General features: G+C 59.2%; 25 protein-coding genes and 3 riboswitches. Of the genes, 13 read left to right on the top strand and 12 right to left on the bottom strand.

From position 1 onward, the window contains the following. Nucleotides 1-56: 56 nt before the first annotated feature. From ACYCZ5_RS03850 to ACYCZ5_RS03865, 4 genes are read right to left on the bottom strand one after another with little or no spacing between them, the layout of a single operon-like run. A complete protein-coding gene (locus tag ACYCZ5_RS03850) occupies nt 57-704 on the bottom strand; it encodes an urea amidolyase associated protein UAAP2 (protein WP_461543459.1) in 648 nt (215 codons plus the stop codon). A 14-nt stretch (nt 705-718) separates the two neighbouring features. Beyond that, nucleotides 719-1,447: an urea amidolyase associated protein UAAP1 gene (locus ACYCZ5_RS03855; RefSeq protein WP_461543460.1), complete on the bottom strand. Its 729-nt coding sequence runs from the start codon at nt 1,445-1,447 to the stop codon at nt 719-721. An 11-nt stretch (nt 1,448-1,458) separates the two neighbouring features. Next, nucleotides 1,459-2,313, bottom strand: coding sequence for an ABC transporter ATP-binding protein (locus ACYCZ5_RS03860; protein WP_461543461.1), 855 nt, complete (start codon nt 2,311-2,313; stop codon nt 1,459-1,461). Nucleotides 2,314-2,318: 5 nt separating this feature from the next. Beyond that, nucleotides 2,319-3,137 carry an ABC transporter permease gene (locus tag ACYCZ5_RS03865; RefSeq protein WP_461543462.1) on the bottom strand — a complete coding sequence of 273 codons (819 nt, stop codon included), beginning with the start codon at nt 3,135-3,137 and terminating at the stop codon, nt 2,319-2,321. Nucleotides 3,138-3,193: 56 nt separating this feature from the next. Continuing rightward, nucleotides 3,194-3,306, bottom strand: a riboswitch (guanidine-I (ykkC/yxkD leader). Between the two features lie 565 nt (nt 3,307-3,871). On the opposite strand from ACYCZ5_RS03865, the gene ACYCZ5_RS03870 reads away from it, so the two are divergent. Then, a complete protein-coding gene (locus ACYCZ5_RS03870) occupies nt 3,872-4,795 on the top strand; it encodes a hypothetical protein (protein WP_461543463.1) in 924 nt (307 codons plus the stop codon). A 484-nt stretch (nt 4,796-5,279) separates the two neighbouring features. On the opposite strand, the gene ACYCZ5_RS03875 is transcribed toward ACYCZ5_RS03870, so the two are convergent. The 6 genes from ACYCZ5_RS03875 to ACYCZ5_RS03900 all read right to left on the bottom strand — a co-directional run bounded on the left by ACYCZ5_RS03875 (nt 5,280) and on the right by ACYCZ5_RS03900 (nt 10,898). Further along, on the bottom strand, nt 5,280-6,257 hold the full coding sequence (locus tag ACYCZ5_RS03875) for a serine/threonine-protein kinase (protein ID WP_461543464.1): 978 nt from the start codon (nt 6,255-6,257) through the stop codon (nt 5,280-5,282). A gap of 97 nt (nt 6,258-6,354) precedes the next feature. Beyond that, complete coding sequence (locus ACYCZ5_RS03880; protein ID WP_461543465.1) at nt 6,355-7,308, bottom strand: GGDEF domain-containing protein; 954 nt, start codon at nt 7,306-7,308, stop codon at nt 6,355-6,357. Between the two features lie 20 nt (nt 7,309-7,328). Continuing rightward, a complete protein-coding gene (purU, locus tag ACYCZ5_RS03885) occupies nt 7,329-8,183 on the bottom strand; it encodes a formyltetrahydrofolate deformylase (RefSeq protein ID WP_461543466.1) in 855 nt (284 codons plus the stop codon). A gap of 64 nt (nt 8,184-8,247) precedes the next feature. Then, the gene (locus tag ACYCZ5_RS03890; protein WP_461543467.1) at nt 8,248-8,451 is read right to left on the bottom strand and encodes a hypothetical protein; all 204 of its coding nucleotides are present in this window, start codon (nt 8,449-8,451) and stop codon (nt 8,248-8,250) included. 12 nt (nt 8,452-8,463) lie between these two features. Then, nucleotides 8,464-9,267 (bottom strand): glutamate racemase, encoded by an 804-nt coding sequence (gene murI / locus ACYCZ5_RS03895; protein WP_461543468.1) that lies wholly within the window; start codon nt 9,265-9,267, stop codon nt 8,464-8,466. 35 nt (nt 9,268-9,302) lie between these two features. Next, nucleotides 9,303-10,898: an ABC-F family ATPase gene (locus ACYCZ5_RS03900; RefSeq protein WP_461543469.1), complete on the bottom strand. Its 1,596-nt coding sequence runs from the start codon at nt 10,896-10,898 to the stop codon at nt 9,303-9,305. A gap of 108 nt (nt 10,899-11,006) precedes the next feature. Here ACYCZ5_RS03900 and ACYCZ5_RS03905 point away from each other — a divergent pair, with 108 nt between their 5' ends. From ACYCZ5_RS03905 to ptsP, 9 genes are all read left to right on the top strand, one after another. Next, nucleotides 11,007-11,711, top strand: a complete 705-nt coding sequence (locus ACYCZ5_RS03905) for a hypothetical protein (protein WP_461543470.1) — start codon at nt 11,007-11,009, stop codon at nt 11,709-11,711. A 129-nt stretch (nt 11,712-11,840) separates the two neighbouring features. Next, a riboswitch (cyclic di-GMP riboswitch) is annotated at nt 11,841-11,942 on the top strand. 65 nt (nt 11,943-12,007) lie between these two features. Then, nucleotides 12,008-12,700, top strand: a complete 693-nt coding sequence (locus ACYCZ5_RS03910) for a sensor histidine kinase (RefSeq protein WP_461543471.1) — start codon at nt 12,008-12,010, stop codon at nt 12,698-12,700. A 22-nt stretch (nt 12,701-12,722) separates the two neighbouring features. Next, a complete protein-coding gene (locus ACYCZ5_RS03915; RefSeq protein WP_461543472.1) occupies nt 12,723-14,336 on the top strand; it encodes a response regulator in 1,614 nt (537 codons plus the stop codon). Between the two features lie 49 nt (nt 14,337-14,385). Then, nucleotides 14,386-15,657, top strand: a complete 1,272-nt coding sequence (gshA, locus tag ACYCZ5_RS03920) for a glutamate--cysteine ligase (RefSeq protein ID WP_461543473.1) — start codon at nt 14,386-14,388, stop codon at nt 15,655-15,657. After that, complete coding sequence (locus ACYCZ5_RS03925) at nt 15,654-16,706, top strand: FAD:protein FMN transferase (protein ID WP_461543474.1); 1,053 nt, start codon at nt 15,654-15,656, stop codon at nt 16,704-16,706. Before gshA ends, ACYCZ5_RS03925 begins: the two co-directional genes overlap by 4 nt. Continuing rightward, nucleotides 16,703-16,903: a hypothetical protein gene (locus ACYCZ5_RS03930; protein ID WP_461543475.1), complete on the top strand. Its 201-nt coding sequence runs from the start codon at nt 16,703-16,705 to the stop codon at nt 16,901-16,903. Before ACYCZ5_RS03925 ends, ACYCZ5_RS03930 begins: the two co-directional genes overlap by 4 nt. Beyond that, the gene (locus ACYCZ5_RS03935; RefSeq protein WP_461543476.1) at nt 16,903-17,292 is read left to right on the top strand and encodes a PTS sugar transporter subunit IIA; all 390 of its coding nucleotides are present in this window, start codon (nt 16,903-16,905) and stop codon (nt 17,290-17,292) included. Before ACYCZ5_RS03930 ends, ACYCZ5_RS03935 begins: the two co-directional genes overlap by 1 nt. Nucleotides 17,293-17,301: 9 nt before the next feature. After that, a complete protein-coding gene (locus ACYCZ5_RS03940; protein WP_461543477.1) occupies nt 17,302-17,571 on the top strand; it encodes an HPr family phosphocarrier protein in 270 nt (89 codons plus the stop codon). Continuing rightward, nucleotides 17,568-19,295 carry a phosphoenolpyruvate--protein phosphotransferase gene (gene ptsP, locus ACYCZ5_RS03945; RefSeq protein WP_461543478.1) on the top strand — a complete coding sequence of 576 codons (1,728 nt, stop codon included), beginning with the start codon at nt 17,568-17,570 and terminating at the stop codon, nt 19,293-19,295. The genes ACYCZ5_RS03940 and ptsP overlap by 4 nt, the downstream gene beginning before the upstream one ends. 79 nt (nt 19,296-19,374) lie before the next feature. Here the strand turns inward: ptsP and ACYCZ5_RS03950 are convergent, their stop codons facing one another. After that, nucleotides 19,375-20,370 carry a porin gene (locus tag ACYCZ5_RS03950; RefSeq protein WP_461543479.1) on the bottom strand — a complete coding sequence of 332 codons (996 nt, stop codon included), beginning with the start codon at nt 20,368-20,370 and terminating at the stop codon, nt 19,375-19,377. 188 nt (nt 20,371-20,558) lie between these two features. Continuing rightward, nucleotides 20,559-20,633: riboswitch (SAM riboswitch) on the top strand. Between the two features lie 39 nt (nt 20,634-20,672). Between ACYCZ5_RS03950 and metX the strand changes: the two genes are divergently transcribed. From metX to ACYCZ5_RS03965, 3 genes are all read left to right on the top strand, one after another. Next, nucleotides 20,673-21,806, top strand: a complete 1,134-nt coding sequence (metX, locus tag ACYCZ5_RS03955) for a homoserine O-succinyltransferase MetX (protein ID WP_461543480.1) — start codon at nt 20,673-20,675, stop codon at nt 21,804-21,806. A gap of 109 nt (nt 21,807-21,915) precedes the next feature. Beyond that, nucleotides 21,916-22,518, top strand: a complete 603-nt coding sequence (gene metW / locus ACYCZ5_RS03960; protein ID WP_461543481.1) for a methionine biosynthesis protein MetW — start codon at nt 21,916-21,918, stop codon at nt 22,516-22,518. Further along, nucleotides 22,515-23,774: an AmpG family muropeptide MFS transporter gene (locus ACYCZ5_RS03965; protein ID WP_461543482.1), complete on the top strand. Its 1,260-nt coding sequence runs from the start codon at nt 22,515-22,517 to the stop codon at nt 23,772-23,774. Before metW ends, ACYCZ5_RS03965 begins: the two co-directional genes overlap by 4 nt. Here the strand turns inward: ACYCZ5_RS03965 and ACYCZ5_RS03970 are convergent. Beyond that, nucleotides 23,762-24,529 carry an exodeoxyribonuclease III gene (locus tag ACYCZ5_RS03970; RefSeq protein WP_461543484.1) on the bottom strand — a complete coding sequence of 256 codons (768 nt, stop codon included), beginning with the start codon at nt 24,527-24,529 and terminating at the stop codon, nt 23,762-23,764. The two genes, ACYCZ5_RS03965 and ACYCZ5_RS03970, sit on opposite strands and share 13 nt — an antisense overlap. Nucleotides 24,530-24,570 lie beyond the last annotated feature (41 nt).

The raw sequence follows: 24,570 nt of genomic DNA on the forward strand, positions 1-24,570 counted from the left end.
TCGCAGGTCGTCCTGCGTGTTGGTCAGGCATCCGGTCGTCCGGATGCGCGGATTCATCAAGCAGCGGCGTCCCAGATCAGCAGCTGCACCGGCGTCGGGTTGTAGGCGTTGCACGGGTTGTTCAGTTGCGGGCAGTTGGAGATCAGCACGAACACATCCATCTCGGCGCGCATCTCGACATACTTGCCGGCTGCGGAGATGCCGTCGGCGAAGGTCAGCTCGCCCTGCGGTGTCACCGGCACGTTCATGAAGAAATTCACGTTGGCGGTGAGGTCGCGCTTGTCCATGCCGCAATCGCAATGGCCCAGCGCGTGCAGGAAACTGTCGCGGCAGCTGTGCATGTATTTCTTGTCGATGGCGTAACGCACCGAGTTGCTCTCGGCCGCGCAGGCACCACCCAGCGTGTCGTGACGACCACAGGTGTCGGCGACGATGGTCATCAGCACATTGCCTTCGGTGGACATCAGCTTGGTGCCGGCAGTGAGGTAGAGGTTGCCCTGCTCGCGGATGGTGTCCACTGCGCTGTAGCGCTCTTCCGGTTCGCGTGCGCTGTAGAACAGGGTGTCCACGGCCTGATTGCCTTCCAGGTCGAGGATGCGGAACACCTGTCCGCGCTTCACTTCATGCAACCAGGATTCGCCGGCGGGCAGCACCAGGTCATAGCTGGCCTGTTGCGGGTTCAGTTTGCTTTCAACGATGCTCATGTTCTCTCCTGCGCTCAACGGAACAACAGTTCGGTGTTATAGAAGCCGCGCACGTTCTCGGGACGGAAGTTGCGGCACAGGTCTTGTTCGTCCGGCGTGCCGCAGCGCCATGCCTGCAGCAACACCGGCTTGGGGGCGTATTCGGGGTTCGGGTCGAGCGGATGCTGGGTCGCGCTCAACACCACCAGTACGTCCATCTCGAAACGCAACTCGACGTAGCCGCCCGCTGGGGAGTGGTTCACTGCGTAGTGCATGGCACCCGCATCGTCGGCACTCACCTTGCTGAAGAAATTCGCGTTGGGCACGATGTCGCACTTGCCCAATCCCCACTTGCCCAGTTCGATCAGCATGCTGTCGCGCGCATTGCGATGCATGTCGTTGCGCGCCTGCTGGTAAGTAGCCTTGCCATATTTCTTCTCCACCAGCGCAGCATTGCTCATGCCGCTGATGGTGTCGTGCCAGCCCACGCTGTCGCCGATGACCGAAGCCAGCACGCGCCCCATGTCGGAATACAGCACGAAGCCGGTGGTGAGGTGCGCGGTGTGCTGCGCCTTCAGCGTGTCCGGCATGTTGTAGCGTTCCAGTTTCTCGTCCTTGTTGTAGAACAGTGCGCTCAGGTTGGCACCGCCTTCCACGTCGGTGAGGCGCAGCGCGGTGCCGCGCTTCATCACGAAGGACCAATGCGCACCGCCGGGAAGCGTCTCTTCCCACAGCAGATTGGTTTTGGATAAGGGTTCGGTCATTTCTTCATTCCTCATTGCATGTCGTTCTGTTGTGCGGCCTGCTGGGTCATACGTTCCAGCAGTTCGAGGTCGGTGCGCATGCCGGCGGTCTCGCGGATGCGGGTCAGGATGGCTTTCTTCTGTTGCAGGAAGCCGGGCGCCAGCTTCATGTCCTGGTCGCGCTGCGCCGGCAGATCGACTTCATAGATGCTGTCGACCCGGCCCGGACGCGGCGCCATCACCACCACACGCTGTCCCAGATAGATGGCTTCTTCCACGTCATGGGTGACGAATACGATGGTGGTCTTCTCCAGCTTGGAGACGTGCAGGATCATGTCGTGCATCACTTCGCGCGTCTGCGCGTCGAGTGCACCGAACGGCTCGTCCATCAACAGGATCTGCGGACGCGGCAGCAGGGCACGCGCGATGGCGACGCGCTGCTGCATACCGCCGGAGAGTTGGTTGGGATAGGCGTCGCGCACATGGTTGAGGCCCATCAGATTGATCAGGGCATCAGCACGCCCGGAGGCGGCTTCGACATCCGATGAAGTGAGGTTCTCGCGCCCGGCACGCAACTGTCGGCTGAACTTGATATTCTCCGTCACCGTCAGCCACGGGTACAGGCTGTAGTGCTGGAACACCATGGCGCGGTCCACGCCGGGCCCGTTGATGTCCATGCCATCCACCTTGATGCTGCCGGAAGACAAGCTCTCCAGTCCGCCGATGCAGCGCAGCAGCGTGGACTTGCCGCAGCCCGATGCGCCGACGAAAGTGACGAACTCGTTGCTGCCGATCTCGAGGTTCACTTCCTGCAGAGCGACGATGGCCTTGTCGCCGCTGCCGAAGGTCTTGTGTGCTGCCTGTATGTTGATCTTGGTCGTCATCATTCGCCTTATTTCTTGTACATCCAGGGGAAGTTCCTGCGGTGCAGCCAGCGGAACAACTGGTCGATGGTCAGACCGATAAGGCCGATCAAAATGATGCCGGCGAAGATCTTGTCGGTCTGCATGAAGCGCTGTGCGCGCAGGATGGAATAGCCGAGGCCGGAGTTGGCGGCGACCAGCTCAGCCACCACCAGATAGGTCCACGCCCAGCCCATGGTCACGCGCAAGGTGTCGAGCAAGGCGGGCTTGGCCGACGGCACGATCACCAGCGACACGATCTCACCGCGGCTCGCGCCCATGGTCTGCGCGGCCTCGATCTGGGTGATGGGCACACGGCGCACGTCTTCTGCCACCATCAGGATCATCTGGAAGAAGGTACCGATGAAGATGATGGCGATCTTGGAACTCTCGTCGATGCCGACCCACAGCATCACAAGCGGGATGAACGCAACGGCCGGCATGTAGCGGATGAAATCGGTGAGCGGTTCCAGCATGGCCTGCACCGGACGGTAAGTGCCGATCATCAAACCGATGGGGATGGCCAGCACGGCAGACAGGGCGAAGCCGGCCATGACGCGATAGGTGCTGATCCAGATGTCGTGCGACAGCTCGTCTTCCATGAGCCAGGTATAGGCGCGGGACAACACATCCATCGGCCCCGGCATGAACACCTTGTCCATCCAGCCGCTGACGGATAGCCCCCACCATGCGGCCAGCGGCACCAGCATGCCGAACAGCGCGAACAGCAGATAGGTGCGGCGGCTCAACTCCCCGCGTATCACCCAGATGCTGTCCCACTTGGCGAGAATCTTGTTACGTGACGACATGACACACTCCTGAAAATAACAAAGCCCGGGAGGGTGCCAACCGTAACGTGGTCACATCCTCCCGGGCTTTTATCCCTCCGTGGAGCCTTGTCTCCGACAAGACCGAGAACTCTCGGACCAGACATCACCGTTTTACAACTCGGCGATCGGAACCCTAGTTCTCACAAGTGACTGATCGACATGATCAGCACCCTCGATGGCTATACAGCAGGATGTGTGCCAGCTTCTTCATGCTTGTAGATACAGCGGGTTACGTCGGGGCTGGATTTTGGGTTGCCTGATAGCAGTGCATGGGAAGGGGCTGCGCACCAGAAGTGGGCGGGGCGTGTTGCTTAGGTGGGAGGATGGGTTGATCGTGGTGATGCCCATCAATTAAAAGCAAAACCGTCGGGGGTTGTTGCCCGACAGCAAGCTACTTTCTTTTGCTTCGCCAAAAGAAAGTAGCCAAAGAAAAGGCGACCCCGGTTTGCCGCCCACTTCGTGGGTTCCCTGCGTTGCTCGACTGGTCAGGCGGCTGCGGAACTCGCGCTACGCGCTCAGACAGTCCTCGCCGAAATCCCCTGACCAGTCTGCGCTACTCGGCGGCGCACAGGGGAAGCAAAAGCAAAGGTCAAAATCCGATGGTGGGCAGCAAGCTGCCCACCATAGTCAAAACAATTCGACTCCGGTACATTTGAGTACCCAGATTATTAGACTCTTTTGGCGTCAAATTTACGTAGGGCCTAAACAAGCACATGACGACCGCCGATTCCAGTAAGCCCTCCGAGCAGTGGACTGCCTATAACTACCTCATCAGTTTCATTGACCTCCTTGGCCAAAGCGACGCACTAAAGGGGCAGGGGTTGCTGCCGGTATTCAAAACAGAAGAAGATCACAAGAAATTCATCGGCACACTCAAAGACAGCGTCGGGGCAATACTGAAATTGCAAGACCGCACAGATGACATGCTGCGCGAGGGGCAGCGTGAATCGCCAGAATCACCTTTCCGGGCATCGTTATCTCCCGACCAAAAAGCGCTATGGGATGAGATGCTTCGCGCCCGCGTCACGACCCAGAGATGGTCTGATGGATTGGTGTCCTTCGTTTGTTTGGGAGACAAGGACATCAAGTGCCCACTCAATGGCATATTCAATATCTTCGGTTCCGCTGGAAGCCTTTGTTTCATGGGCCTTGCGACTCGACATCCCATCCGAGGCGCAATTGATGTCGCATGGGGTGTCGAAATACGCCCTGGCGAACTCTATGGTGCAGCTGTAGCCCGCGCATACGAATTGGAGAGCATGTACGCACAGTATCCGCGAATCGTCGTCAGTCAGCGGGTCATCGGCTTCCTTCAAGCCCACAAAAACAACCAAGAGCAAGACGCATATTCCTCGAACAATCGAGGCTTAGCCGAGCTGTGTTTAGGAATGCTTGCTCAGGACGCCGATGGCATTTGGATCCTGCATTATCTAGGGGACCAGTTCAGACAGGCTGTTACTCAATCGCATCACAAAGAGCTTTACTTGAAGGCGCGGGAATTTGTTGAGGAGCAACTGCATGTGCATCAACAAGCTGTCAATTCAAAACTGGCTTTTAGGTACTCGCATCTTCTCCTATATTTTGATGCTCACCAACCCGATGCCGCAGTAGACGCGCAAGAAGCCGCACGCCCCTGAGCGTAACGCTACCCCACATACGAATCCGGCACCTACTCCTCGGAGCACGTTTATGTCACAGCATCGCTTTTTGAAGTAGGCACATGGTGGGCAACGCCCACCATGTGTTTTTGAAGTTCAGCTTTTGATTCCCCTGTGCGCCGCCGAGTAGCGCAGGCTGGTCAGGGGATTTCGGCGAGGACTGTCTGAGCGCGGAGCGCGAGTTCCGCAGCCGCCTGACCAGTCGAGCAACGCAGGGAACCCCGAAGGGGCGGTAAACCGGGGGCGCCTTCTTTTGGTTACTTTTCTTGGCAAGACAAGAAAAGTAACTTGCTGTCGGGCAACCCCCGACGGTTTTGAAGTTGATTTTGATTGATGGGTATCGCTACGCTCCACCCATCCTACGCCTGCTGAACCCATTCATCCTTCGATACGGCCTTCGGCCTACTCAGGACGAACGGGCATTAGTAACACGTCGAAAGCACGAACGGATGCGCATAACGCTCTACCCGCCCCCATAAGTATCCGGCACCGTACTCCTGGAAAACCCGCTCCTCGAAAACACACTGCGCGAGAACACTCTGGACTGTGACATGTAGTTCGACAGCTCGGCCTGTGTCTGCATACTGAAGCCGCGGTACAAGTCCATGTCGTAATCACTTGCCTCGATCAGTTGTATCGCCTTCGCCAGATCGGCGATGAACTCATCCCAGTTCGTGTAACGCTGCGCCGGATCCTTTTGCATGGCGCGTTCGATCACGTCGGTGAGCACTTTTGGCAGCGCCTTGCGGTAGGTTTCGATGGGGATGATGGGGAAGTTCTGGATGGCGATGCGCGCGTCGAACTGGTTGTCCGCTTCGAAGGTGTGGTGGCCAGTCAATAGCCGGTACAGGACGGCACCCAGCGAGTAGATGTCAGAGCGCTGATCCAGCGCTTCGCCTTCGATCTGCTCCGGTGACATATAAGCCAAGCTACCGGCGACCACGGCACCCATCTCGCTGACCGGGATGGCGCAGCCGAAGTCGGCCAGTTTGGCGACGCCGTTGGGCATGAGGATGATGTTACCGGGCTTCACGTCGCGGTGTACCACGCCCATCTCGGCCGCGTATTTCAGTGCCTCGGCCACTTGCGCGGTGACGGAGAGCACCTTGTCCAACGGCAACAGATTCTCGACCTTGTCGTGCCTATCCAGCGGTTTGCCGTTGATGTATTCCATCACCAGATAGGCACCGGTCGGTTCTTTCAGGTCCGCATCGATGACACGCACGATGTTGCGGTGCTGCATCCTGCGGCCGAGTTCGACCTCGTCGGTGAACATGGATTTGTGCAGATCAGACTGGCTGGCACGGCGCAACTGCTTGAGGGCAACCGATGCGTAGGAGCCGTCGCGCAGGGCGAGATAGACGTTTGAAGTCGCACCTTCGCCAAGTTCGCGCACGATGGAGTAGGGGCCGATGCGGAGGATGGGCGGGGTCACAGACATGCGGGTGCGATAGGCATCAAGCGGAAATGGATTTCAACGACGCCATAGAGTAGGCATCACCCGATTTAGTTTCCTGCTACCCGCAATTGAGGCAAGGTCAGGCAGCGATCTCTACCCGGTTGCGTCCGCCTTCCTTGGCGCGGTATAGCGCCTCGTCGGCTTGGGCGAAGCTTGCTTCCAGCTCGCCTACCTCGTCGATGGGCGCGATGCCGCTGGAGACGGTGATCTTGAACGCCACGCCGTGGCTCACCACCTCGTTGGCGGCGACCATCTGGCGCAGCCTTTCGGCGATGGACTTCGCCTCCGTCAGCGCGGTATCCGGCAGCAGGATGGCGAATTCCTCACCGCCGTAGCGCACCAGCAGGTCGTGCGGGCGCAGGTTGTGCTGCATGATGTCCGCCAGTGATTTCAGCGCGGCATCGCCCACCAGATGGCCGTAGCTGTCGTTCACTTTCTTGAAGTGGTCGATGTCCAACACCATCACGGCGCTGTGCTGTTTGTTCAGCGCACAGCGGTGCAGCACGCGCGGGAAGGCATCGTTCATCCAGCGCCGGTTGTGCACGCCGGTGAGCGCGTCGACGGTGGCCTGATGTTCATATTGCGCACGCTGGTTGTGCGAGGTGATCAGCGCGGAATTGTCGTTGCGCATGCGTCCGGCGATGATGGCGAGCAGGTTGCGCGCCACATCGTGCGACTGGTCGACCAGCGACCACACGGTGTCGTGCGGCACGGCCAGCACGCGCGTGGGTTTGGCGGCGACCACCAGCGCGGAGGGGTTTTTGCCGTCCACCAATGATATTTCTCCGGTGCATTCGCCGGCCACCAGCGTGGCATGTTCAACTGTCTGCTGTGCAGCCAGATGCACGTGCAGCTCACCTTCCAGGATGAGATACAGCCAGTTATTGGGGATCTCCGGTTGCAGCAGCTTCTCGCCGCCGGCCAGTGCCCGTATCTGGCTGCGTTCGAGCATGTATTCGACACTGGAGAAGTCCACGTTACGGAACAGCAGGTTCTGCGCGGTCAGCGCGCGATCACGATCCAGATTTTCCATAGCCCCCCCGGCTTGATGAATCAACGGAATACGATGGTCTTGTTGCCGCACACCAGCACACGGTCCTCCACATGGTAGCGCAGTCCGCGCGCCAACACGGTCTTCTCGATGTCGCGCCCGTAGCGCACCAGATCGTCCGGCGTGTCGCCGTGATCGATGCGCACGGTGTCCTGCTCGATGATGGGGCCGGCGTCCAGCTCGTCGGTGACGTAGTGGCAGGTGGCGCCGATCAGCTTTACGCCGCGCTGGTAGGCCTGATGGTAGGGCTTGGCACCGACGAAGGAGGGCAGGAAGCTGTGGTGGATATTGATGACGCGGCCGGGATAACGCTGGCACAACCACGGCGGTAGTATCTGCATGAAGCGCGCCAGCACCATGGCATCGCCCTTATGTTGATCGAACAGGGCGGCGATGTGCTGGAACGCTTCTTCCTTGTCACCGCTCATGTCGACATGGATGAAGGGGATGCCGTGCCATTCGACGAAGCTGCGCAGGTCTTCGTGGTTCGAGATGACGCAGGGGATGTCCACCTGCAACTCGCCGCTGCGCCAGCGATGCAACAGGTCGTCCAGACAGTGGTCCTGTTTGCTCACCAGCACTACCAGCCGCTTCTTGTTGGCGGAGTCGGTCAGCTGCCAGGTCATGTTGAAACCGTCCGCCAGCGGCTTGAACTTCTCGCGGAAGGTTGCCGCATCGAACGGCAGCGAATCGGCGCGCATCTCCTGGCGCATGAAGAAGCGCTGCGCGTCCTGCTCGGTGTGATAACTCGCCTCGGTGATGAAACCGCCGTGCTCGGCGATGAATCCGGTGACGGCGGCGATGATGCCGGAGCGGTCCGGGCAGGAGATGGTGAGGGTATAGCGATGCGTGGTCATGCAGAGACTCCTGATGTCAGTGCGCGGATTCTAACGGATATCCCTTGCGGGAAGGCTTTCACCGCTATGGGCGGCGCGGCTTGTTCTGAAAGAAATGACAAGGCTGGCCGGAAGCTTCCAGCACGTCCAGCATGGGCAGACGCTGGCTCTTGAAATCCAGCGCGCGGCAGCCGTAGCGGAAGTTGGCTTCGTAGGTGATGTAGTAATGCGCGCAGTCGGTGCATCTGGGCGCTGGGGACACTGGCTTGTTGTCAGCCGTCTTGTTCATGCCGGGACGTGCTCAGCTATATGCCTGCGGTAGGGCTGCGACCGCGACATCCTTGCCCCACAACTGGGAGGTGATGCGCGTGGCGCGCTCGACATCGCCGCTGGTGTGGAAGGACTCGCTGCCGATCACGCCCATCGCCACGCGCGGTGGCAATTCGGTATCGACTCGCCGCTTGAGTTCGCGCGCGACTGCAGCACCGGTATCGATCAAGGAGATCTCTTCGCCTACTACCTCGCGGATCAACGGTGCGAGGTAGGGGTAGTGGGTGCAGCCAAGGATGAAAGTGTCGGCGCCCGCCTGCAGCAATGGTGCGGTGTAACGTTCCACCAGTCGCCGCGCTTCGAGGCTGCGCAAATCGCCGCGTTCGACTACTTCGACCAGGCCGGGGCAACCCTGGGTGACGATCTTTACACTGCCGGCATATTTTTCCAGCAATGCGGCGAAACGCGCACTCTCCAGCGTACCCACTGTCGCCAGCACACCCACCACATTGCTTTTAGTTGCGGCGACTGCCGGCTTGATGGCGGGCTCCATGCCGATGAAGGGGATCTTGCTGAACTGCTTGCGCAGCGGTAGGGCGGCGGCGGCAGTCGCGGTATTGCAGGCGATGACGATGGCCTCCGCCCCCTGACTGAGCAGGAAGCGTGTGAGCGCCATGGAGCGGGCTTCGATGAAGGCGGCGGTTCGGTCACCGTAGGGCACATGGCCGGAATCGGCGACGTAGATCAGATCGGCTTCGGGCAATGCCTCGCGGATGTGTTGCAGGACGGAAAGTCCGCCCACGCCGGAGTCGAATACACCTATGGTTCTGTTCAATTCAAAACCCTTTATTTCCGCAGATCGTTTAAGCCTTACTCCACCATCTGGTCGCGCAGGAATTCCTCGTACGTGCCATGGTAATCGTTCACACCCCTGGCGGATATCTCGATGATGCGCGTGGCGAGCGAACTGACGAATTCGCGGTCATGGCTGACGAAGATCAGCGTGCCCTTGAACAGGTCGAGCGCGGTGTTCAGCGATTCGATGGCTTCCATGTCCATGTGGTTGGTCGGCTCGTCCATCAGCAGCACGTTAGGCTTGGCCAACATCAGCTTGCCGAACAGCATGCGGCCTTTCTCGCCGCCGGACAGTATCTTGACCTTCTTCTTCACGTCGTCGCCGGAAAACAGCAGACGGCCCAGCGTGCCGCGCACCACTTGGTCGTCGTCACCCGGGCCGCGCCAGTCAGTCATCCATTCCATCATCCCTTTGTCTTCGGCGAAGTCGTGCGCATGGTCCTGCGCGTAGTAACCGGGCTTGGCTTTTTCCGCCCACTTGATCGTGCCGGTGTCCGGCGCGAGGTCACCCGCGAGGCAGCGCAGCAAGGTGGTCTTACCGATACCGTTGGGGCCGATGATGGCCACCTTCTCGCCCGCGTCGATGCGGAAGTTCACGTTGGAGAACAACATCTTGTCGTAGCCCTTGGCCATCTTCTCGACTTCCACCGCGACGCGGTGCAGCTTCTCGCGCTCGTCGTATTCGAAGCGGATGAAGGGGTACTGGCGGCTGGAAGGTTTGATGTCCTCGATCTTGATCTTGTCGATCTGGCGCGCGCGGCTGGTGGCCTGCTTGGCCTTGGAGGCGTTGGCCGAGAAACGCGCCACGAAGGCTTTCAGTTCGGCGACCTTTTCCTTGGCCTTGGCATTGTCGGATGATTGCTGCTCGCGCGCCTGCGTGGAAGCCAGCATGTAGTCGTTATAGTTGCCCGGATACACGGTGATCTTGCCGAAGTCCAGGTCGGCCATGTGCGTGCAAACGCTGTTCAGGAAGTGGCGGTCGTGGGAGATGATGACCATGGTGGAGTTGCGCGCATTGAGCACATCTTCCAGCCAGCGGATGGTGTTGATGTCCAGGTTGTTGGTCGGCTCGTCCAGCAGCAGGATGTCGGGGTTGGAGAACAGCGCTTGTGCCAGCAGCACGCGCAGCTTGAAACCCGGCGCGACAGCGCTCATCGGCCCCTGGTGCAATTCGATATCGATGCCCAGACCCAGCAGCAGCTCGCCCGCACGTGCTTCGGCGGTGTAACCGTCGTATTCAGCAAAGGTCGCCTCCAGATCGGCGGCACGCATATAGTCTTCTTCGCTGGCGTCAGGATTGGCGTAGATCGCGTCGCGCTCACTCATCGCCTGCCACATCTCGTCGTGGCCCATCATCACCACGTCCAACACACGATTGTCTTCGTAGGCGAACTGGTCCTGGCGCAATTTGCCGAGGCGCTCGCCGCGGTCCAGCATGACTTCGCCCGAGCTTTGCTCCAGATCGCGCCCGAGGATCTTCATGAAAGTGGACTTGCCGCAGCCGTTGGCACCGATCAAACCGTAACGGTTACCGTCACCGAATTTGACGGAGACGTTCTCGAACAACGGCTTGGCGCCGAACTGCATGGTGATATTTGCTGTAGATAACATGGGACTGCCTTATTTTCGAAGGGCGGCATTCTACCACTGACAGCAGGGTTCGATCCGGTAGCGGCTGGTTTACACTGCCGCCCTCACCAGAACGACCTTGAGCCGACCATGCAAGAGCAGACCATCAACATCACAAAACTCGTCAACAACAGCAACGACGGACTGAGCGCCGAAGAACGCGCCGCGCTGAAGAAACAGCTTGCCGAGCAGTTACAGTCACTGGACGGTGCGTCAGAAGCAGAACCTCTAACCCGCGCCCGCCTGCAGCTAGACGTGGCCGAATCTCTGAACACACTGGGTCGTCACAAGGAAGCATGGGACATCGCGCGCGATGCGTTCTTCACCTGCATGCAGCAGGAAGCCTGGGCGGATGCAGTGGAAGCGTGCGATGTGCTGTTCCAGGCACGGCAGCCCGATTCGCTGCCCGCACTGGGCATGGGCATCTGGCTGTCGGTCACCTTCCCGGTCGACCCCGAACTGACGGTGGCCATGCTGATCCATGTGGTGGACGAGACGCCGAACGACTCGGATGGCGCGGCGGTGGCGGCGATCACGGCGCGCTACGTGGTGGACCTGCGCGCCGACGATGACCAGCACGAGAGCCAGAGCTTCCTGGTGAACAACCTGATCGCCATGGTCGCCCAGCGCCACAGCAACGTGCAGGATCAGGAAGGGCTGGATCGCTGGCTGAACCACCTGCAACTGCGTGATCCGCAGATATTCCTGCCTCGACTGGCTGCGGTGGTGGACGCCATCGTGGGTGACAAGTGGTGGTTCGACCGTGATGTGTTGCGCGCAAGATTGCCGGAATAGTCTCTCGCTCCCGTAGCAACACTATTTTTATCGCTGATCCAACAAAACGTACTGTGTAGCCTTGTTTTCGTTGACGGTGCACAAGCGCTTCCGTTACAGTTCGCCTGCAATTGTTGATTTCACTATCAACGCCTGCACGGGCAAACCTGCTGAAAGGCAGGGACGCAAAGCTACCGGGCTAAGGGATATCCATCCTAATCGACTCAGTCGAGTGCCAGCGGGGCCGCCAGGTCTCCACATCCATGTGGTCTTACTCCTTGCATTGTCCGTGCGACTTATCGCCAGGAGAGATTCACATGCCACAAACCGAAGACATCAACTTTTCCGATTTCATCGCGTCGTCCATCCACGACATGAAGAACTCGCTCAACATTCAGGTCGGTTTTCTCGAACACCTGATGCACTCGTATCACGACAAGGTTGATCCGAACACGCTGGATCAACTCGGCCACACCATCTACGAAGCCGGTCGCATGAACGTGAATCTGGTGCAGATCCTCAGCCTCTACAAACTCGGCAACTCCATCTATCCCATCGACATCAGTGAGCGCTCGGTCACTGAAATGCTGGAGGAAGTGGTGTTACAGAACCAGTCCATCATGAAGCACAAGGGCATAGAGATCATCGTGGATTGTGCGCCCGACCATTACTGGTATTTCGACCGCGACCTAGTGGGCGGTGTATTGGTCAACGCGCTCAACAACGCCTACAACTACACGCAGGACAAGATCCGCATCGCCGCCGACATCCGCGACGACCAGCTGGAGATCCGTGTGGAAGACAACGGCAAGGGTTATCCCGCCCGCATGCTGAACGAGAACGTCAACAGCAACAAAGGCGTCAATTTCTCCACTGGCAGTACCGGGCTCGGTTTCTATTTCTCTTCACGCGTGGCCGCGATGCACAAGAACGGCGAACGACAGGGCGTGCTGACTATCGAGAATGGCGGCGCCTACAACGGCGGCTGTTTCGTGCTGACGCTGCCCTGATACACATACCAAGGAACCCATCATGACTATCACCCTGAACAAATCCAACACCCTCGTCATCGACGATTTCCAGAGCATGCGCTCGATGATCATGGGCTTCCTCAAGTCCATGGGCGTCACCAACATCAGCAACGTCGGTACGGCGCGCGAGGCGCTGGAACTACTGTCTTCGAAAAAGTTCGATCTGGTCATCTGCGACTACAACCTCGGACAGGGCAAGAACGGCCAACAGATCTTGGAAGAAGCGCGACACAAGCGCTACATCGGCCACTCCACCGTTTGGATGATGGTGACGGCTGAGAAGACCATGGACATGTTCATGGGCGCAGCCGAAGCCAAGCCGGACGATTACCTGCTGAAGCCGGTGACGGAAGCCATGCTGAGTTCGCGCCTGCAAAAACTATTCGAGAAGAAGCGCATGCTGGAGCCGGTCGAAAAGGCGGTGAAATCACGCAACTATGCACACGCTATCAAGCTGTGCGAAGAACAACTGGCCACGCCCTCGGCCAACACGCAGGAGCTGCAACGCATCAAGAGCGATCTGCTGATCAACAGCGGCGATTTCGTTACCGCCAAGACTTTCCTCAGCGGTCTACTGGCCGCACGCAACATCCCGTGGGTGAAGACCAGTCTGGGCAAGGTGCATTACCTGAGCAAGGATTACATCAAAGCGCGTGAATTGTTCGAAGAAGTGTTGCAGGAAAACAAGATGTATCTGGAAGCCGCCGACTGGCTGGCCAAGTCGCTGGATGCATTGGGCGAAAGCGCACTAGCGCAAGCGGTGCTGGAGAAAGCCATGATGCTTTCGCCCAATGCCACGTTGCGCCAGAAAAGCCTGGCCGACGCCGCGCTCAAGAACGGCGCACTGGAGCTCGCCCAGTCCGCCTACGAAAAGGCGATCAAGCTCGGTGAATTCTCAGTGCACAAGAGTGCGGGCAATTTCGCCGGCCTGGCCAAGGTGCTCACCACACAGAACGATCCGGAGCAGGCACTCAAGATACTGACGCTCAGCCGTAACGAATTCAAGGACGAACCCGCTGCGACGTTACAGACGGCGGTGGCGGAAAGTCTTGCACACCACAAACTGGGCAATACCGAACAGGCGCTGGCAAGCTTGCAGGAAGCGGAAGCGCTGATCGGCGAGACTGCGCAAAACACCAGCGTGGATACCACCATCGACATGGCCAACATGATGTTCCAGCTCGGCCAGAAAGATAAAGCCTGCGGCTTGCTGGAAAGCGTGGTGAAGAACAACCATGAGAACCGCGCCATATTGCAACGCGTCGAAACCACATTCGAGGATGCGGGCATGGCAGAAGAGGGGCTCGCTCTGATCAAGAGCTCATCCAAGGAAGTGATCGACATCAACAACCAGGGCGTTGCATTGGCCAACGAGGGCAAGTTCGAGGAAGGCATCCGCCTGATCCGCAAGGCGCTGCAAGCCATGCCCAACAACGATCTGATGATAACCAACCTGTGCGGCATGATGATCGGCATGATGCACCGCACCGGCAAGGACGACCGCATGCTGTTCGAGGTAAGTGAACTGCTGGAACGCGTGGGCCGCCTTAACCCCACCAACAAGAAATACCACCCTTATGTAACCTTGCTCGGCAAGATGTCAGCGACTGATTGACCGGGAGCAAATCGGCTAGAATGCCTGCATCGTTTCTAGCAGGTTAATCATGGTTCCCCATCTCACCACCGCACTCAAAGGCCCGCTGCTCGATCTGGAGCGGCGCTTCCTTGCCAAGCAACCCGATATCGAACGCTGGTTCCGCACCCAGTGGCTGGAACATACGGTACCGTTCTATGCCTCGGTCGATCTGCGCAACTGCGGCTTCAAACTGGCGCCGGTGGATACTAATCTGTTCCCCGGCGGCTTCAACAATCTGAATCCGGATTTCCTGCCGCTGTGTGTGCATGCGGCACAGAGCGCGATCGAGAAGATCTGCCCCGAGGCGCGCGGCGTGCTGCTGATCCCGGAGAACCACACGCGCAACCAGTTCTATCTGCAGAACGTGGCGATGCTGGTGCGCGTGCTGCGTCAATCCGGTTTGAACGTGCGCATCGGCAGCCTGCTGCCGGAGATCACCCAGCCCACGGACATCACGCTTTCGGATGGCAATACGCTCACGCTGGAACCGATCACGCGCAAAGGCAACCGATTGCTGATCGACGACTTCGATCCCTGCGTAGTGCTGCTCAACAACGATCTGTCGGCGGGTGTACCCGAGCTGCTGCGCGGTCTGGAGCAGAACGTGTTGCCGCCGCTGCAAGGTGGCTGGACCACGCGCCGCAAGTCGCGCCATTTCGCGGCTTATTCGCGCGTCGCGCAGGATTTCGCACAGATGCTGGGCATCGACCCGTGGCTGATCGATCCGTATTTTGAGATGTGCGGCGAGGTGGATTTCCACGCGCGCACCGGCGAGGATTGTCTGGCCGCCAAGGTGGACATAGTGTTGCAGAAGATGCGCACCAAATACGCGGAATATGGCGTGAAGGACGATCCCTTCGTGATCGTGAAGGCGGACGCCGGCACCTACGGCATGGGCATCATGACCGTGAAAGATGCGAGCGAAGTGCGCGACCTCAACCGCAAGCAGCGCAACAAGATGGCGGTGGTGAAAGAAGGACTGTCGGTCTCGGATGTGCTGGTGCAGGAGGGCGTGTATACCTTCGAGCAGATCAACGAGGCGGTGGCCGAGCCGGTGGTGTACATGGTAGATCACTTCGTGGTCGGCGGCTTCTACCGTGTTCACACGGGACGCGGAGTGGACGAGAACCTGAACGCGCCGGGCATGCATTTCGTGCCGCTGGCGTTCGAGAGCAGCTGCACGCTGCCCAACCCGGACCGCGCGCCCGACGACACCCCGAACCGCTTCTATGCCTATGGTGTGGTGGCGCGCCTGGCGTTACTGGCAGCGTCCATCGAGCTGGAGGAACTGACCGCATGATGAGGATGCTCGTTGCAATGCTGGCCGCGCTGGTACTGCTCACCGGCTGCGGCAAAGAGCCTTTGTATCAAGAGCAAGCCTATGTGTTCGGCACCATCGTCGAGGTCAGCATCTACGGCGAGGATGAAGCCAAGGCACGCCAGGGCGCGGCGGCTGTGATGGCCGAGTTCCAGCGTCTGCACGACCTGTTGCATGCCTGGCAACCTTCCGCCTTGTCGTCGCTGAACGAGGCGTTCGCACATGGCAAACCGCATGCTGCATCTGCCGAACTGCTGTCCCTGTTGCAGGATGCGGAGCAGTTCTCTGTGCAGTCGGGCGGTACTTTCAATCCGGCGATAGGCAGCCTGATCAAAGCTTGGGGCTTCCAGTCGGACACCTTCCAGCCTGTGCTGCCTGATGCCCAGCAGATCGCGACGCTGCTCAAGGCGAACCCGCAAATGACTGACCTGTCCTATCTCCCGCCCGCCGCAGGCGCCACGGAAGAGCAGGTCAGCAGCAAGAACCCTGCTGTCATGGTCGACCTGGGCGGCTATGCAAAAGGCTATGCGCTGGATCGCGCAGTGGCTTTACTTCAGGAACAAGGCATCGCCAACGCGCTGGTCAACATCGGCGGCAACGTGATTGCACTAGGTACGCACGGCAAGCGCCCGTGGCAGATCGGCATCCAGCATCCACGCAAGCCGGGCGCGATCGCCACACTTGAACTGCGTGACGGTGAGGCCGTCGGCACCTCCGGCGATTACCAGCGTTACTTCGAATTGGACGGCAAACGTTATTGCCATCTGCTCGACCCGCGCACCGGCCAGCCCGTGCAGGGAGTACAGGCGGTGACCGTGCTGGCACGCGGCGAGCGCGCCGGCCTACTGTCAGATGTGACATCCAAGCCCATCTTCATTGCCGGCGTCTCCGGCTGGCGCGCGGCGGTACGCAGCATGCACCAGACCGACGCGCTGTTGATCGACGCGGAAGGCCGGGTCCACCTCACCGAAGCCATGCAGAAGCGCTTAGAATTCAGCGACAGTAAAACCGTTATCGATCCCGTGCCATGAACGAAGACGACCGCTTGCAACAGAACATACAGCGCAGCACTGCGCACCATGCGCTGAAGCAGGTACGCGGTATCGTGGATAAAGAGAACGCCGACGACGCTTTCAAGGCGCGGGCGCTGGGCTGGCTGTTGCGCTACGGTTGGTTGGTTATTTTGATCTTGGCGTTGTTGTTCGCACGTTACTTGGGAGTCATCTGATGGCCGGCATATTGGTGGTGGCGCACAACGCGCTGGGAGAGAGTCTGGTGGATTGTGTCCGGCATGTGCTGGGCAAGGTCCCTGAGAACGTGAGGGTGTTGTCGATGTATGCCGATGACGACCCGGAGCAGAAGCTGGCCGAGGGACATGCACTCATCCAGCAGCTCAACAAGGGCAACGGCGTGCTGATCCTCGCCGACATCTTCGGTGCCACGCCCAGCAACGTCGCGCGGCAACTATGCCGCAAGGAACACATCATGGGTGTCGCGGGTGTGAACCTGCCGATGCTATTGCGCGTGGTATGCCACCCCAACAAGGACATGCCCGAACTGGCGCGGATCGCGCTGGAAGGCGGTCGCGAATGCATCGTGACCATGGGCGACGAATAAGGTAATCAAATGCAGAATCAGGACGCACAGATCATCAACAAACTCGGCTTGCACGCACGCGCATCCGCCAAGCTGACGCAGACCGCCTCGCAGTTCCCGTGCGAGGTGTGGCTGTCGCGCAACGGCAAGCGCATCAACGCCAAGAGCATCATGGGCGTGATGATGCTGGCCGCAGCGAAAGGCTCGACCATCGCCATTGAGACCAATGGCGAGCGCGAGGACGAAGCGATGACGGCATTGCTGGCGTTGATCAACGACTATTTCGGAGAAGGCGAATGAGTTTCACCATTCATGGTTTGCCCGTCTCCAGCGGTATCGCTATCGGCCGTGCTCATCTGGTATCGCATACCTCGCTTGAGGTCTCGCACTATGTCTTGCCCAAGCACATGGTAGAAGAGGAGGTCGCGCGTCTCGATGCAGCCCTGCATTCGACACGGGAAGAGCTGACCGACTTGCGCACGCACCGCCCGCAGATGGCGGCGGCGGAATTCGATGCCTTCCTCGACCTGCACCTGATGATCCTCGGCGACGAGCACATCAGCCACGCCGCGCGCGAGATGGTGAAGGCTGAACATTGCAATGCCGAATGGGCGCTGAAGACGCAGATGGACGAGCTGGTCGCACAGTTCGAAGCCTTCGACGATGCCTATCTGCGCGAGCGCAAGACCGATGTGATCCAGGTGGTCGAGCGCATCCTCAAGGTGCTGGGCGGCCATCCCGGCCATGTGCCACCGACACCTCAGCAAGACACCGAGATGGTGCTGGTCGCGCACGACGTGAGCCCGGCAGACCTGATCCAGCTCAAGCCGCATCAGTTCTGCGCCATCCTCACCGACCTCGGCGGCGCCACCTCGCACACCGCCATCGTGGCGCGCGGTCTGAACACGCCGTGTATCGTCGGTCTGCATCATGCGCGCGAGCTGATCAAAGACCGCGACATGCTGATCGTGGACGGTGCGCAGGGCGTGGTCATCGTCAACCCGGACAAGAACCTGCTGGCCGAATACAAGCTACGCCAGAGCGAATGGCAACTGGAACGCCAGAAGCTCAAGCGCCTGAAGACGGCGCGCGCCAACACGCTGGACGGCACTGTCATCGATCTGCTGGCGAACATCGAGATGCCCACCGATGTGCAGCAAGTGAAGGATAACGGTGCCAATGGTGTCGGACTGTTCCGCAGCGAGTTCCTGTTCCTCAACCGCGATGAACTGCCGGACGAGGAAGAGCAGTACCAGGCCTACCGCACCGTACTGCAAGGTTTGAAAGACAAACCCGTCACCATCCGCACCTACGATTTGGGTGCAGACAAGCAACTCAAAGGCGTGACCCGCGTCGCCAGCAACCCGGCACTGGGCTTGCGCGCGATCCGCTTGTGCCTGGCCGAGCCGCAACTGTTCCGCACCCAGTTGCGCGCACTGCTGCGCGCCTCGGTGTACGGCAATCTGAAGATCCTGGTGCCCATGCTGTCGGGCGCATCGGAGATCAACCAGACCCTGCAGCTGATCGATTCGGTCAAACAGGAACTGACTGCGCAGAACATCCCTTTCCGCGAAGACGTCCCCATCGGCGGCATGATCGAGATCCCGGCCGCCGCACTGGCGCTGGGCGCATTCATCAAGAAGCTGGACTTCCTGTCCATCGGTACCAACGACTTGATCCAGTACACGCTGGCCATCGACCGCACCGACGAGGAAGTCGCGCATCTCTACGACCCCCTGCATCCGGCGATCCTTGAACTGCTGTCGCATGTGATCACCACCGCCAACAAGGCCGGCATCCCGGTCTCGGTGTGCGGTGAGATGGCAGGTGAGTTGTCCTACACGCGTTTGTTGCTGGGTATCGGCTTGCGCCAGTTCTCTATGCATCCGGCCCAATTGCTGGGTACCAAGCAGCGCGTGCTCACCACCAGCCTGTCCGAGATCGCGCCGCTGGTGCAACGCATCCTTCGTGCAGACGATCCGCTCAAGATCCGCGAGCTGTTGGATAAATTGAACGCGCTCTGACATTCGGATTTCAGTTAGCAAATAAAAACGGGCGTCCGAAGATGCCCGTTTTTATTGTTACTACTAGACCGAAGTCAGCTTAGAACGCGTGCACGAGACCGCCGCCGAATGTTTTGGCTGTCACGCTGGTCGCGCCGTTGGTCTTCTTGGATGCGTAAGCCGCAAAGACTTCAGTACGCTTGCTGAACTTATAAGCGTACTTCAGTGCCAATTGATTCACGTCGTTTGCTGCAGTAGCGCCCGTGGCGGTGGAGCCTGCCTTAGCATAGCTGGCAGCGATGCTGGAAGCACCCATGTTGATGCCGCCGACCAGTTCCACGTTTTTGCCGCTGACGCTGGCAGTCGCGCTGGTGTTGGTCTTGATGTTTTCCAGCATTGCACCAACCCATGCGTCAGCCAGATCGAACTTGCCAACCAGACGGAATGCGCTGTCTGTGGTTGCAACTGTTGTCTGGTCCGGACGGCTCTCATAGGCAGCTGCAGCGTAGATGCCATCTTGCTTGAAAGTGGCAGCCATGGAGAAGTTGCTCTTGTTGGATGTAGCAGTCTTGGCTTCGTCAGGTGTGTACATGAACGATGCTTGCAGGCCGCCCATCTTGGGAGACCAGTACTGAATCATGTTCTTTTGGCGGGTATTGAAGTTCTTGCCGGCCGAAATACCGATCACTTTAGTAGCGGTCCAGTCTGTCGTGTTGTCGAACAGTTCGATCGCGTTGTGTGCAACCTTGAACGGTGTATCCCAGTAACCCAGAACAACCTTACCGAAGCCGCCTTCCAGACCGGCACCGCTGTTACGCGTCTTGCCCATGCCTGCGCCAGTGCTGCCGTCTGCATCAACTTCCACTTCAAACTGGTACAGAGCCTTCAGGCCTTCGCCCAGGTCTTCGTCACCCTTCACGCCGAAACGCGAAGCATTGGTATTGACGCGCATTTTGCTAACAGTGCCAGAAACGCCAGTGTCGTGCGAATCCATAGTCAGGAATGCTTTGCCGTAAACAGTTACGTTTGCGTTGTCAGCGAAAGCCGGTGCGGAGAGGGCAGAGGCGATTGCCAGTGCGATCAGTTTTTGTTTCATGGTTACTCCTTAACGTTAATAAAATAACTGCACTTGGCTCTTAACGGTCAAGCGCCGAAAGAACTGGGTGCGGATGATGCCGCGCGTTTGTTACAGCTTTGTTAAGGTTGTCAGACTGTTTCATTTTTGCACCAGGGTTTTTTGCTCCGTGCTTGTGCTCAATTGACAGCCTGTAACAAAACACGGACACTTCGTCCCGTGCCGATTTGAGATCAGCTTGCGGGGCACGTTAAACATTCCAGCTAAAGCGAGACGACCCGCTCTAGCTGCCAGCTGTGCGGGTTTTGTTTTGGGAGTTCGTTTTGTCCGGATCTGTTGGAATCGTCAGCGCGCAATGCGCAACCTTTGAAGAGCCGCTGAGCTTCAGCTGCGGCAAGGTGCTGCCGCGCTTTGAACTGATGTACGAGACTTACGGCACGCTGAATGCCGACAAGTCGAATGCCATCCTCATCTGTCACGCGCTGTCCGGTCACCACCATGTGGCAGGCAGCTATGCCGATGACGAGAAGAACATCGGCTGGTGGGACAACATGATCGGCCCCGGCAAGCCTGTCGACACCAACAAGTTCTTCGTCATCGGTCTGAACAACCTCGGCGGTTGCCACGGCTCCACCGGCCCTGCCAGCATCGATCCTGCTTCCGGCAAACCCTACGGTTCCGATTTCCCCATGGTTACGGTGGAAGACTGGGTGCAAGCGCAAGCGCGGCTGGCCGACAGGCTCGGCATCCGGCAGTTCGCCGCCATCATCGGCGGCAGTTTGGGCGGCATGCAGGCGATGCAGTGGTCGATCACTCATCCCGAGCGCGTGCGCAACGTGCTGGCCATCGCCACCGCGCCGCACCTGACCACCGAGAACATCGCGTTCAACGATGTGGCGCGTAACGCCATCCTCACCGATCCGGATTTTCACGGCGGCGACTTCTACCAGTTCGGTGTGGTGCCCACGCGCGGCCTGCGTCTGGCGCGCATGCTGGGCCACATCACTTATCTTTCCGACGATGCGATGGCGGGCAAATTCGGGCGCGGCCTGCGCTCTGGCGAGTACAAATACGGTTACGACATCGAGTTCGAAGTCGAATCCTATCTGCGCTATCAGGGCGACAAGTTCGCCGCCTATTTCGACGCCAATACTTATCTGCTGATGACCAAGGCGCTGGATTATTTCGACCCGGCGCGCCACACCGAGCACAACCTCGCGCGCGCCTTCGCCAACGTGCAGGCCAACTATCTGGTGGTGTCGTTCTCCAGCGACTGGCGTTTCTCGCCCGACCGTTCGCGCGAGATCGTGAAAGCGCTGCTGCATAACAAGCGCGATGTGAGCTATGCGGAGATCACCTCGCAACACGGCCACGATTCCTTCCTGATGCAGGACGAACAGTATTTTGCGGTGATGCGCAATTATCTTGAGCGCGTGGCAGCGGAGGTAGCAGCATGAGCAGGAAGCAGGGGCCCCGTGCAGTGGGGATGCGACCGTCCGCGATTGCTTGCGGACACCGACAACACCAAGTGATGGATTTTGCAGTTGCCCTTTCGGAGGTGGCCCGATGAATACATCCATCATCCAATCCCGCCCGGATTTCGCCGCCATCGCTGCATGGATCCCGCAAGGTTCCTCGGTGCTCGACCTAGGTTGCGGCGACGGCAGCCTGCTGCGCTACCTTCGCGAGACGCGCGATGTGCGCGGCTACGGTGTGGAGATCAGCGACGCCAACATCGCGGCCTGCATCGCCAATGGCGTGAATGTGATCCAGAACGATCTGGATCACGGACTGGCCGATTTCGAGAGCGACTCCTTTGACTTCGTCATCCTGTCGCAGACGCTGCAGGCCACGCGCCATACCGAAGCCTTGATGAAAGAGATCGTGCGCGTCGGGCGTGGCGGCATCGTCAGCTTCCCCAACTTCGGCTACTGGAAGAACCGTTTGCAGATCATGCAAGGACATATGCCCGTGTCGAAGATACTGCCTTACCAGTGGTACGACACACCCAACGTGCACCTGTGCACACTGAACGATTTCGAACTGCTGTGCGATCACCTCGGCCTGCGCATCCTCGGCCGTCACGTGATGAACGACAGCGGTGATGTGAACCTGCTGCCCAACTTGCGCGGCAGCGTGGCGGTGTATCGCTTCAAGCGCGAGGTATGAGCGTCTGGGAGCAATTATTCACGAGACGCATGTTGATATGCGTTTTCACGGGTTTTGCCTCCGGCCTGCCGCTGTTCCTGCTGTTCAACCTTGTGCCTGCATGGCTGCGTAGCGAGCAGGTCGACCTGAAGACCATCGGCCTGTTCGCGCTGATCCAGTTCCCCTACACCTGGAAGTTCCTGTGGTCGCCGTTCCTCGACCGCTACGTGGTGCCGGTGCTGGGCCGCCGCCGTGGCTGGATGCTGCTCACGCAGATCGGCTTGCTGGCGACCATCGCCGCCATGGGCGGCTTCTCGCCGAGTAGCGACCTCGTCACCATCGCCTGGATCGCCACTCTGCTCGCGGTACTGAGCGCGACACAGGACATCGTGCTTGACGCCTACCGGCGCGAATTGTTGAGCGACGTTGAACTGGGTCTGGGTAACGCCATCCACGTAAACGCCTACCGCATCGCCGGATTGGTACCCGGTTCGCTGTCGCTGATCCTCGCCGATTTCCTGCCGTGGAGCACGGTGTTCATCATCACCGCGCTGTTCATGCTGCCCGGCATCGCCATGACGCTGATGGTGAGCGAACCGCACCGCGCCTCGCCTCCCAAGACACTGCGCGAAGCGGTGGTGGAACCGTTCCATGAGTTCATCACGCGCAAGGGCTGGAACAGCGCGCTGCTGGTGCTGGCCTTCCTGCTGTTCTACAAACTCGGCGACAGCATGTGCACTGCGCTGGCCACACCTTTCTATCTCGACATGGGCTTCACCAAGACCGACATCGGTCTCATCGCCAAAAACGCCGGCCTGTGGCCCTCCATCATCGGCGGCATGCTCGGCGGTCTGTGGATGGTGAAGATCGGTATCAACCGCGCACTGTGGCTGTTCGGCGTGGTGCAGGTGGTATCCATCTTCGGCTTCGCTTGGCTCGCCTCGCATGGCCCCTTCACCGAGATCGGCGTGGCCGAACGCACCCAGCTCGCCATCGTCATCGGCATGGAAGCCCTAGGCGTCGGCCTAGGCACCGTCGCCTTCGTTGCCTTCATCGCCCGCACCACCCACCCCGCCTATACGGCTACACAGTTCGCGCTATTTACCAGTTTGATGGCGATCCCGCGCACCTTCGCCAATGCGGCGACCGGCTGGCTGGTGGAGAGCATGGGATGGACGATGTTCTTCCTGTTGTGTGTGCTACTGGCGATACCGGGGATGCTGCTGTTATTGAAGGTTGCGCCGTGGAATGCGCAGCATTCAAGTCAGTCCTTGTAATCCACCAACAACGGAGCATGATCACTGAACCGTTGTTCCTTGTAGATGCCCGTTGAGACCGCTTTCTCCGCAATGCCGGGAGTGGCGATCTGGTAATCGATGCGCCAACCCACATCCTTGGCCCATGCCTGACCGCGATTCGACCACCATGTGTAGGCTTCCAGCTCGGGGTGCAGCTTGCGGAACACGTCGACGAAGCCGACTTCGTTAAACAACGCTGTCATCCAGGCACGTTCTTCGGGCAGGAAGCCGGAGTTCTTCTTGTTGCCTTTCCAATTCTTCAGATCCTTTTCGGTATGCGCGATGTTCCAGTCGCCGCAGACGACGACGTCTCGGCCGCTCTGCTTGAGCGCAACCATGTGCGGCATGAAGGCTTCCAGGAACTTGAACTTCACGGCCTGGCGCTCTTCGCCGCTGGAGCCGGAGGGCAGGTAGAGCGAGACCACGCTGAGGTTGCCGAATTGGGCTTCGATGTAACGGCCTTCCATGTCGAACTCGGGGATGCCGAGGCCGACGATGACGTTATCCGGTTTCTTTTTGCTGTAGATGCCCACGCCGCTGTAGCCCTTCTTTTCGGCATAGTGGAAATATCCGTGATAACCGAGCGGGGCGAGCATGTCGGGCGTCATGTCCGGTTCCTGCGCCTTGAGTTCCTGCACGCACAGGATGTCGGCATCCTGCTTGCCGAACCATTCGAGCAGACCTTTGTTGTAGGCGGAGCGGATGCCGTTGAGGTTGAGGCTGATTATTCGCATATCGTTGGTGCGTCTTCTGTAATCTGGGGTGACGGGCATTA

The organism is Sideroxydans sp. (genome assembly GCF_054604835.1).

Excerpts from the sequence above, each read along its gene's own strand:
- ACYCZ5_RS03850 (WP_461543459.1), bottom strand. The coding sequence starts at position 704 with ATGAGCATCGTTGAAAGCAAACTGAACCCGCAACAGGCCAGCTATGAC.
- ACYCZ5_RS03855 (WP_461543460.1), bottom strand. The coding sequence starts at position 1,447 with ATGACCGAACCCTTATCCAAAACCAATCTGCTGTGGGAAGAGACGCTT.
- ACYCZ5_RS03860 (WP_461543461.1), bottom strand. The coding sequence starts at position 2,313 with ATGATGACGACCAAGATCAACATACAGGCAGCACACAAGACCTTCGGC.
- ACYCZ5_RS03865 (WP_461543462.1), bottom strand. The coding sequence starts at position 3,137 with ATGTCGTCACGTAACAAGATTCTCGCCAAGTGGGACAGCATCTGGGTG.
- ACYCZ5_RS03870 (WP_461543463.1), top strand. The coding sequence starts at position 3,872 with ATGACGACCGCCGATTCCAGTAAGCCCTCCGAGCAGTGGACTGCCTAT.
- ACYCZ5_RS03875 (WP_461543464.1), bottom strand. The coding sequence starts at position 6,257 with ATGTCTGTGACCCCGCCCATCCTCCGCATCGGCCCCTACTCCATCGTG.
- ACYCZ5_RS03880 (WP_461543465.1), bottom strand. The coding sequence starts at position 7,308 with ATGGAAAATCTGGATCGTGATCGCGCGCTGACCGCGCAGAACCTGCTG.
- purU (WP_461543466.1), bottom strand. The coding sequence starts at position 8,183 with ATGACCACGCATCGCTATACCCTCACCATCTCCTGCCCGGACCGCTCC.
- ACYCZ5_RS03890 (WP_461543467.1), bottom strand. The coding sequence starts at position 8,451 with ATGAACAAGACGGCTGACAACAAGCCAGTGTCCCCAGCGCCCAGATGC.
- ACYCZ5_RS03900 (WP_461543469.1), bottom strand. The coding sequence starts at position 10,898 with ATGTTATCTACAGCAAATATCACCATGCAGTTCGGCGCCAAGCCGTTG.
- ACYCZ5_RS03905 (WP_461543470.1), top strand. The coding sequence starts at position 11,007 with ATGCAAGAGCAGACCATCAACATCACAAAACTCGTCAACAACAGCAAC.
- ACYCZ5_RS03910 (WP_461543471.1), top strand. The coding sequence starts at position 12,008 with ATGCCACAAACCGAAGACATCAACTTTTCCGATTTCATCGCGTCGTCC.
- ACYCZ5_RS03915 (WP_461543472.1), top strand. The coding sequence starts at position 12,723 with ATGACTATCACCCTGAACAAATCCAACACCCTCGTCATCGACGATTTC.
- gshA (WP_461543473.1), top strand. The coding sequence starts at position 14,386 with ATGGTTCCCCATCTCACCACCGCACTCAAAGGCCCGCTGCTCGATCTG.
- ACYCZ5_RS03925 (WP_461543474.1), top strand. The coding sequence starts at position 15,654 with ATGATGAGGATGCTCGTTGCAATGCTGGCCGCGCTGGTACTGCTCACC.
- ACYCZ5_RS03930 (WP_461543475.1), top strand. The coding sequence starts at position 16,703 with ATGAACGAAGACGACCGCTTGCAACAGAACATACAGCGCAGCACTGCG.
- ACYCZ5_RS03935 (WP_461543476.1), top strand. The coding sequence starts at position 16,903 with ATGGCCGGCATATTGGTGGTGGCGCACAACGCGCTGGGAGAGAGTCTG.
- ACYCZ5_RS03940 (WP_461543477.1), top strand. The coding sequence starts at position 17,302 with ATGCAGAATCAGGACGCACAGATCATCAACAAACTCGGCTTGCACGCA.
- ptsP (WP_461543478.1), top strand. The coding sequence starts at position 17,568 with ATGAGTTTCACCATTCATGGTTTGCCCGTCTCCAGCGGTATCGCTATC.
- ACYCZ5_RS03950 (WP_461543479.1), bottom strand. The coding sequence starts at position 20,370 with ATGAAACAAAAACTGATCGCACTGGCAATCGCCTCTGCCCTCTCCGCA.
- metW (WP_461543481.1), top strand. The coding sequence starts at position 21,916 with ATGAATACATCCATCATCCAATCCCGCCCGGATTTCGCCGCCATCGCT.
- ACYCZ5_RS03965 (WP_461543482.1), top strand. The coding sequence starts at position 22,515 with ATGAGCGTCTGGGAGCAATTATTCACGAGACGCATGTTGATATGCGTT.
- ACYCZ5_RS03970 (WP_461543484.1), bottom strand. The coding sequence starts at position 24,529 with ATGCGAATAATCAGCCTCAACCTCAACGGCATCCGCTCCGCCTACAAC.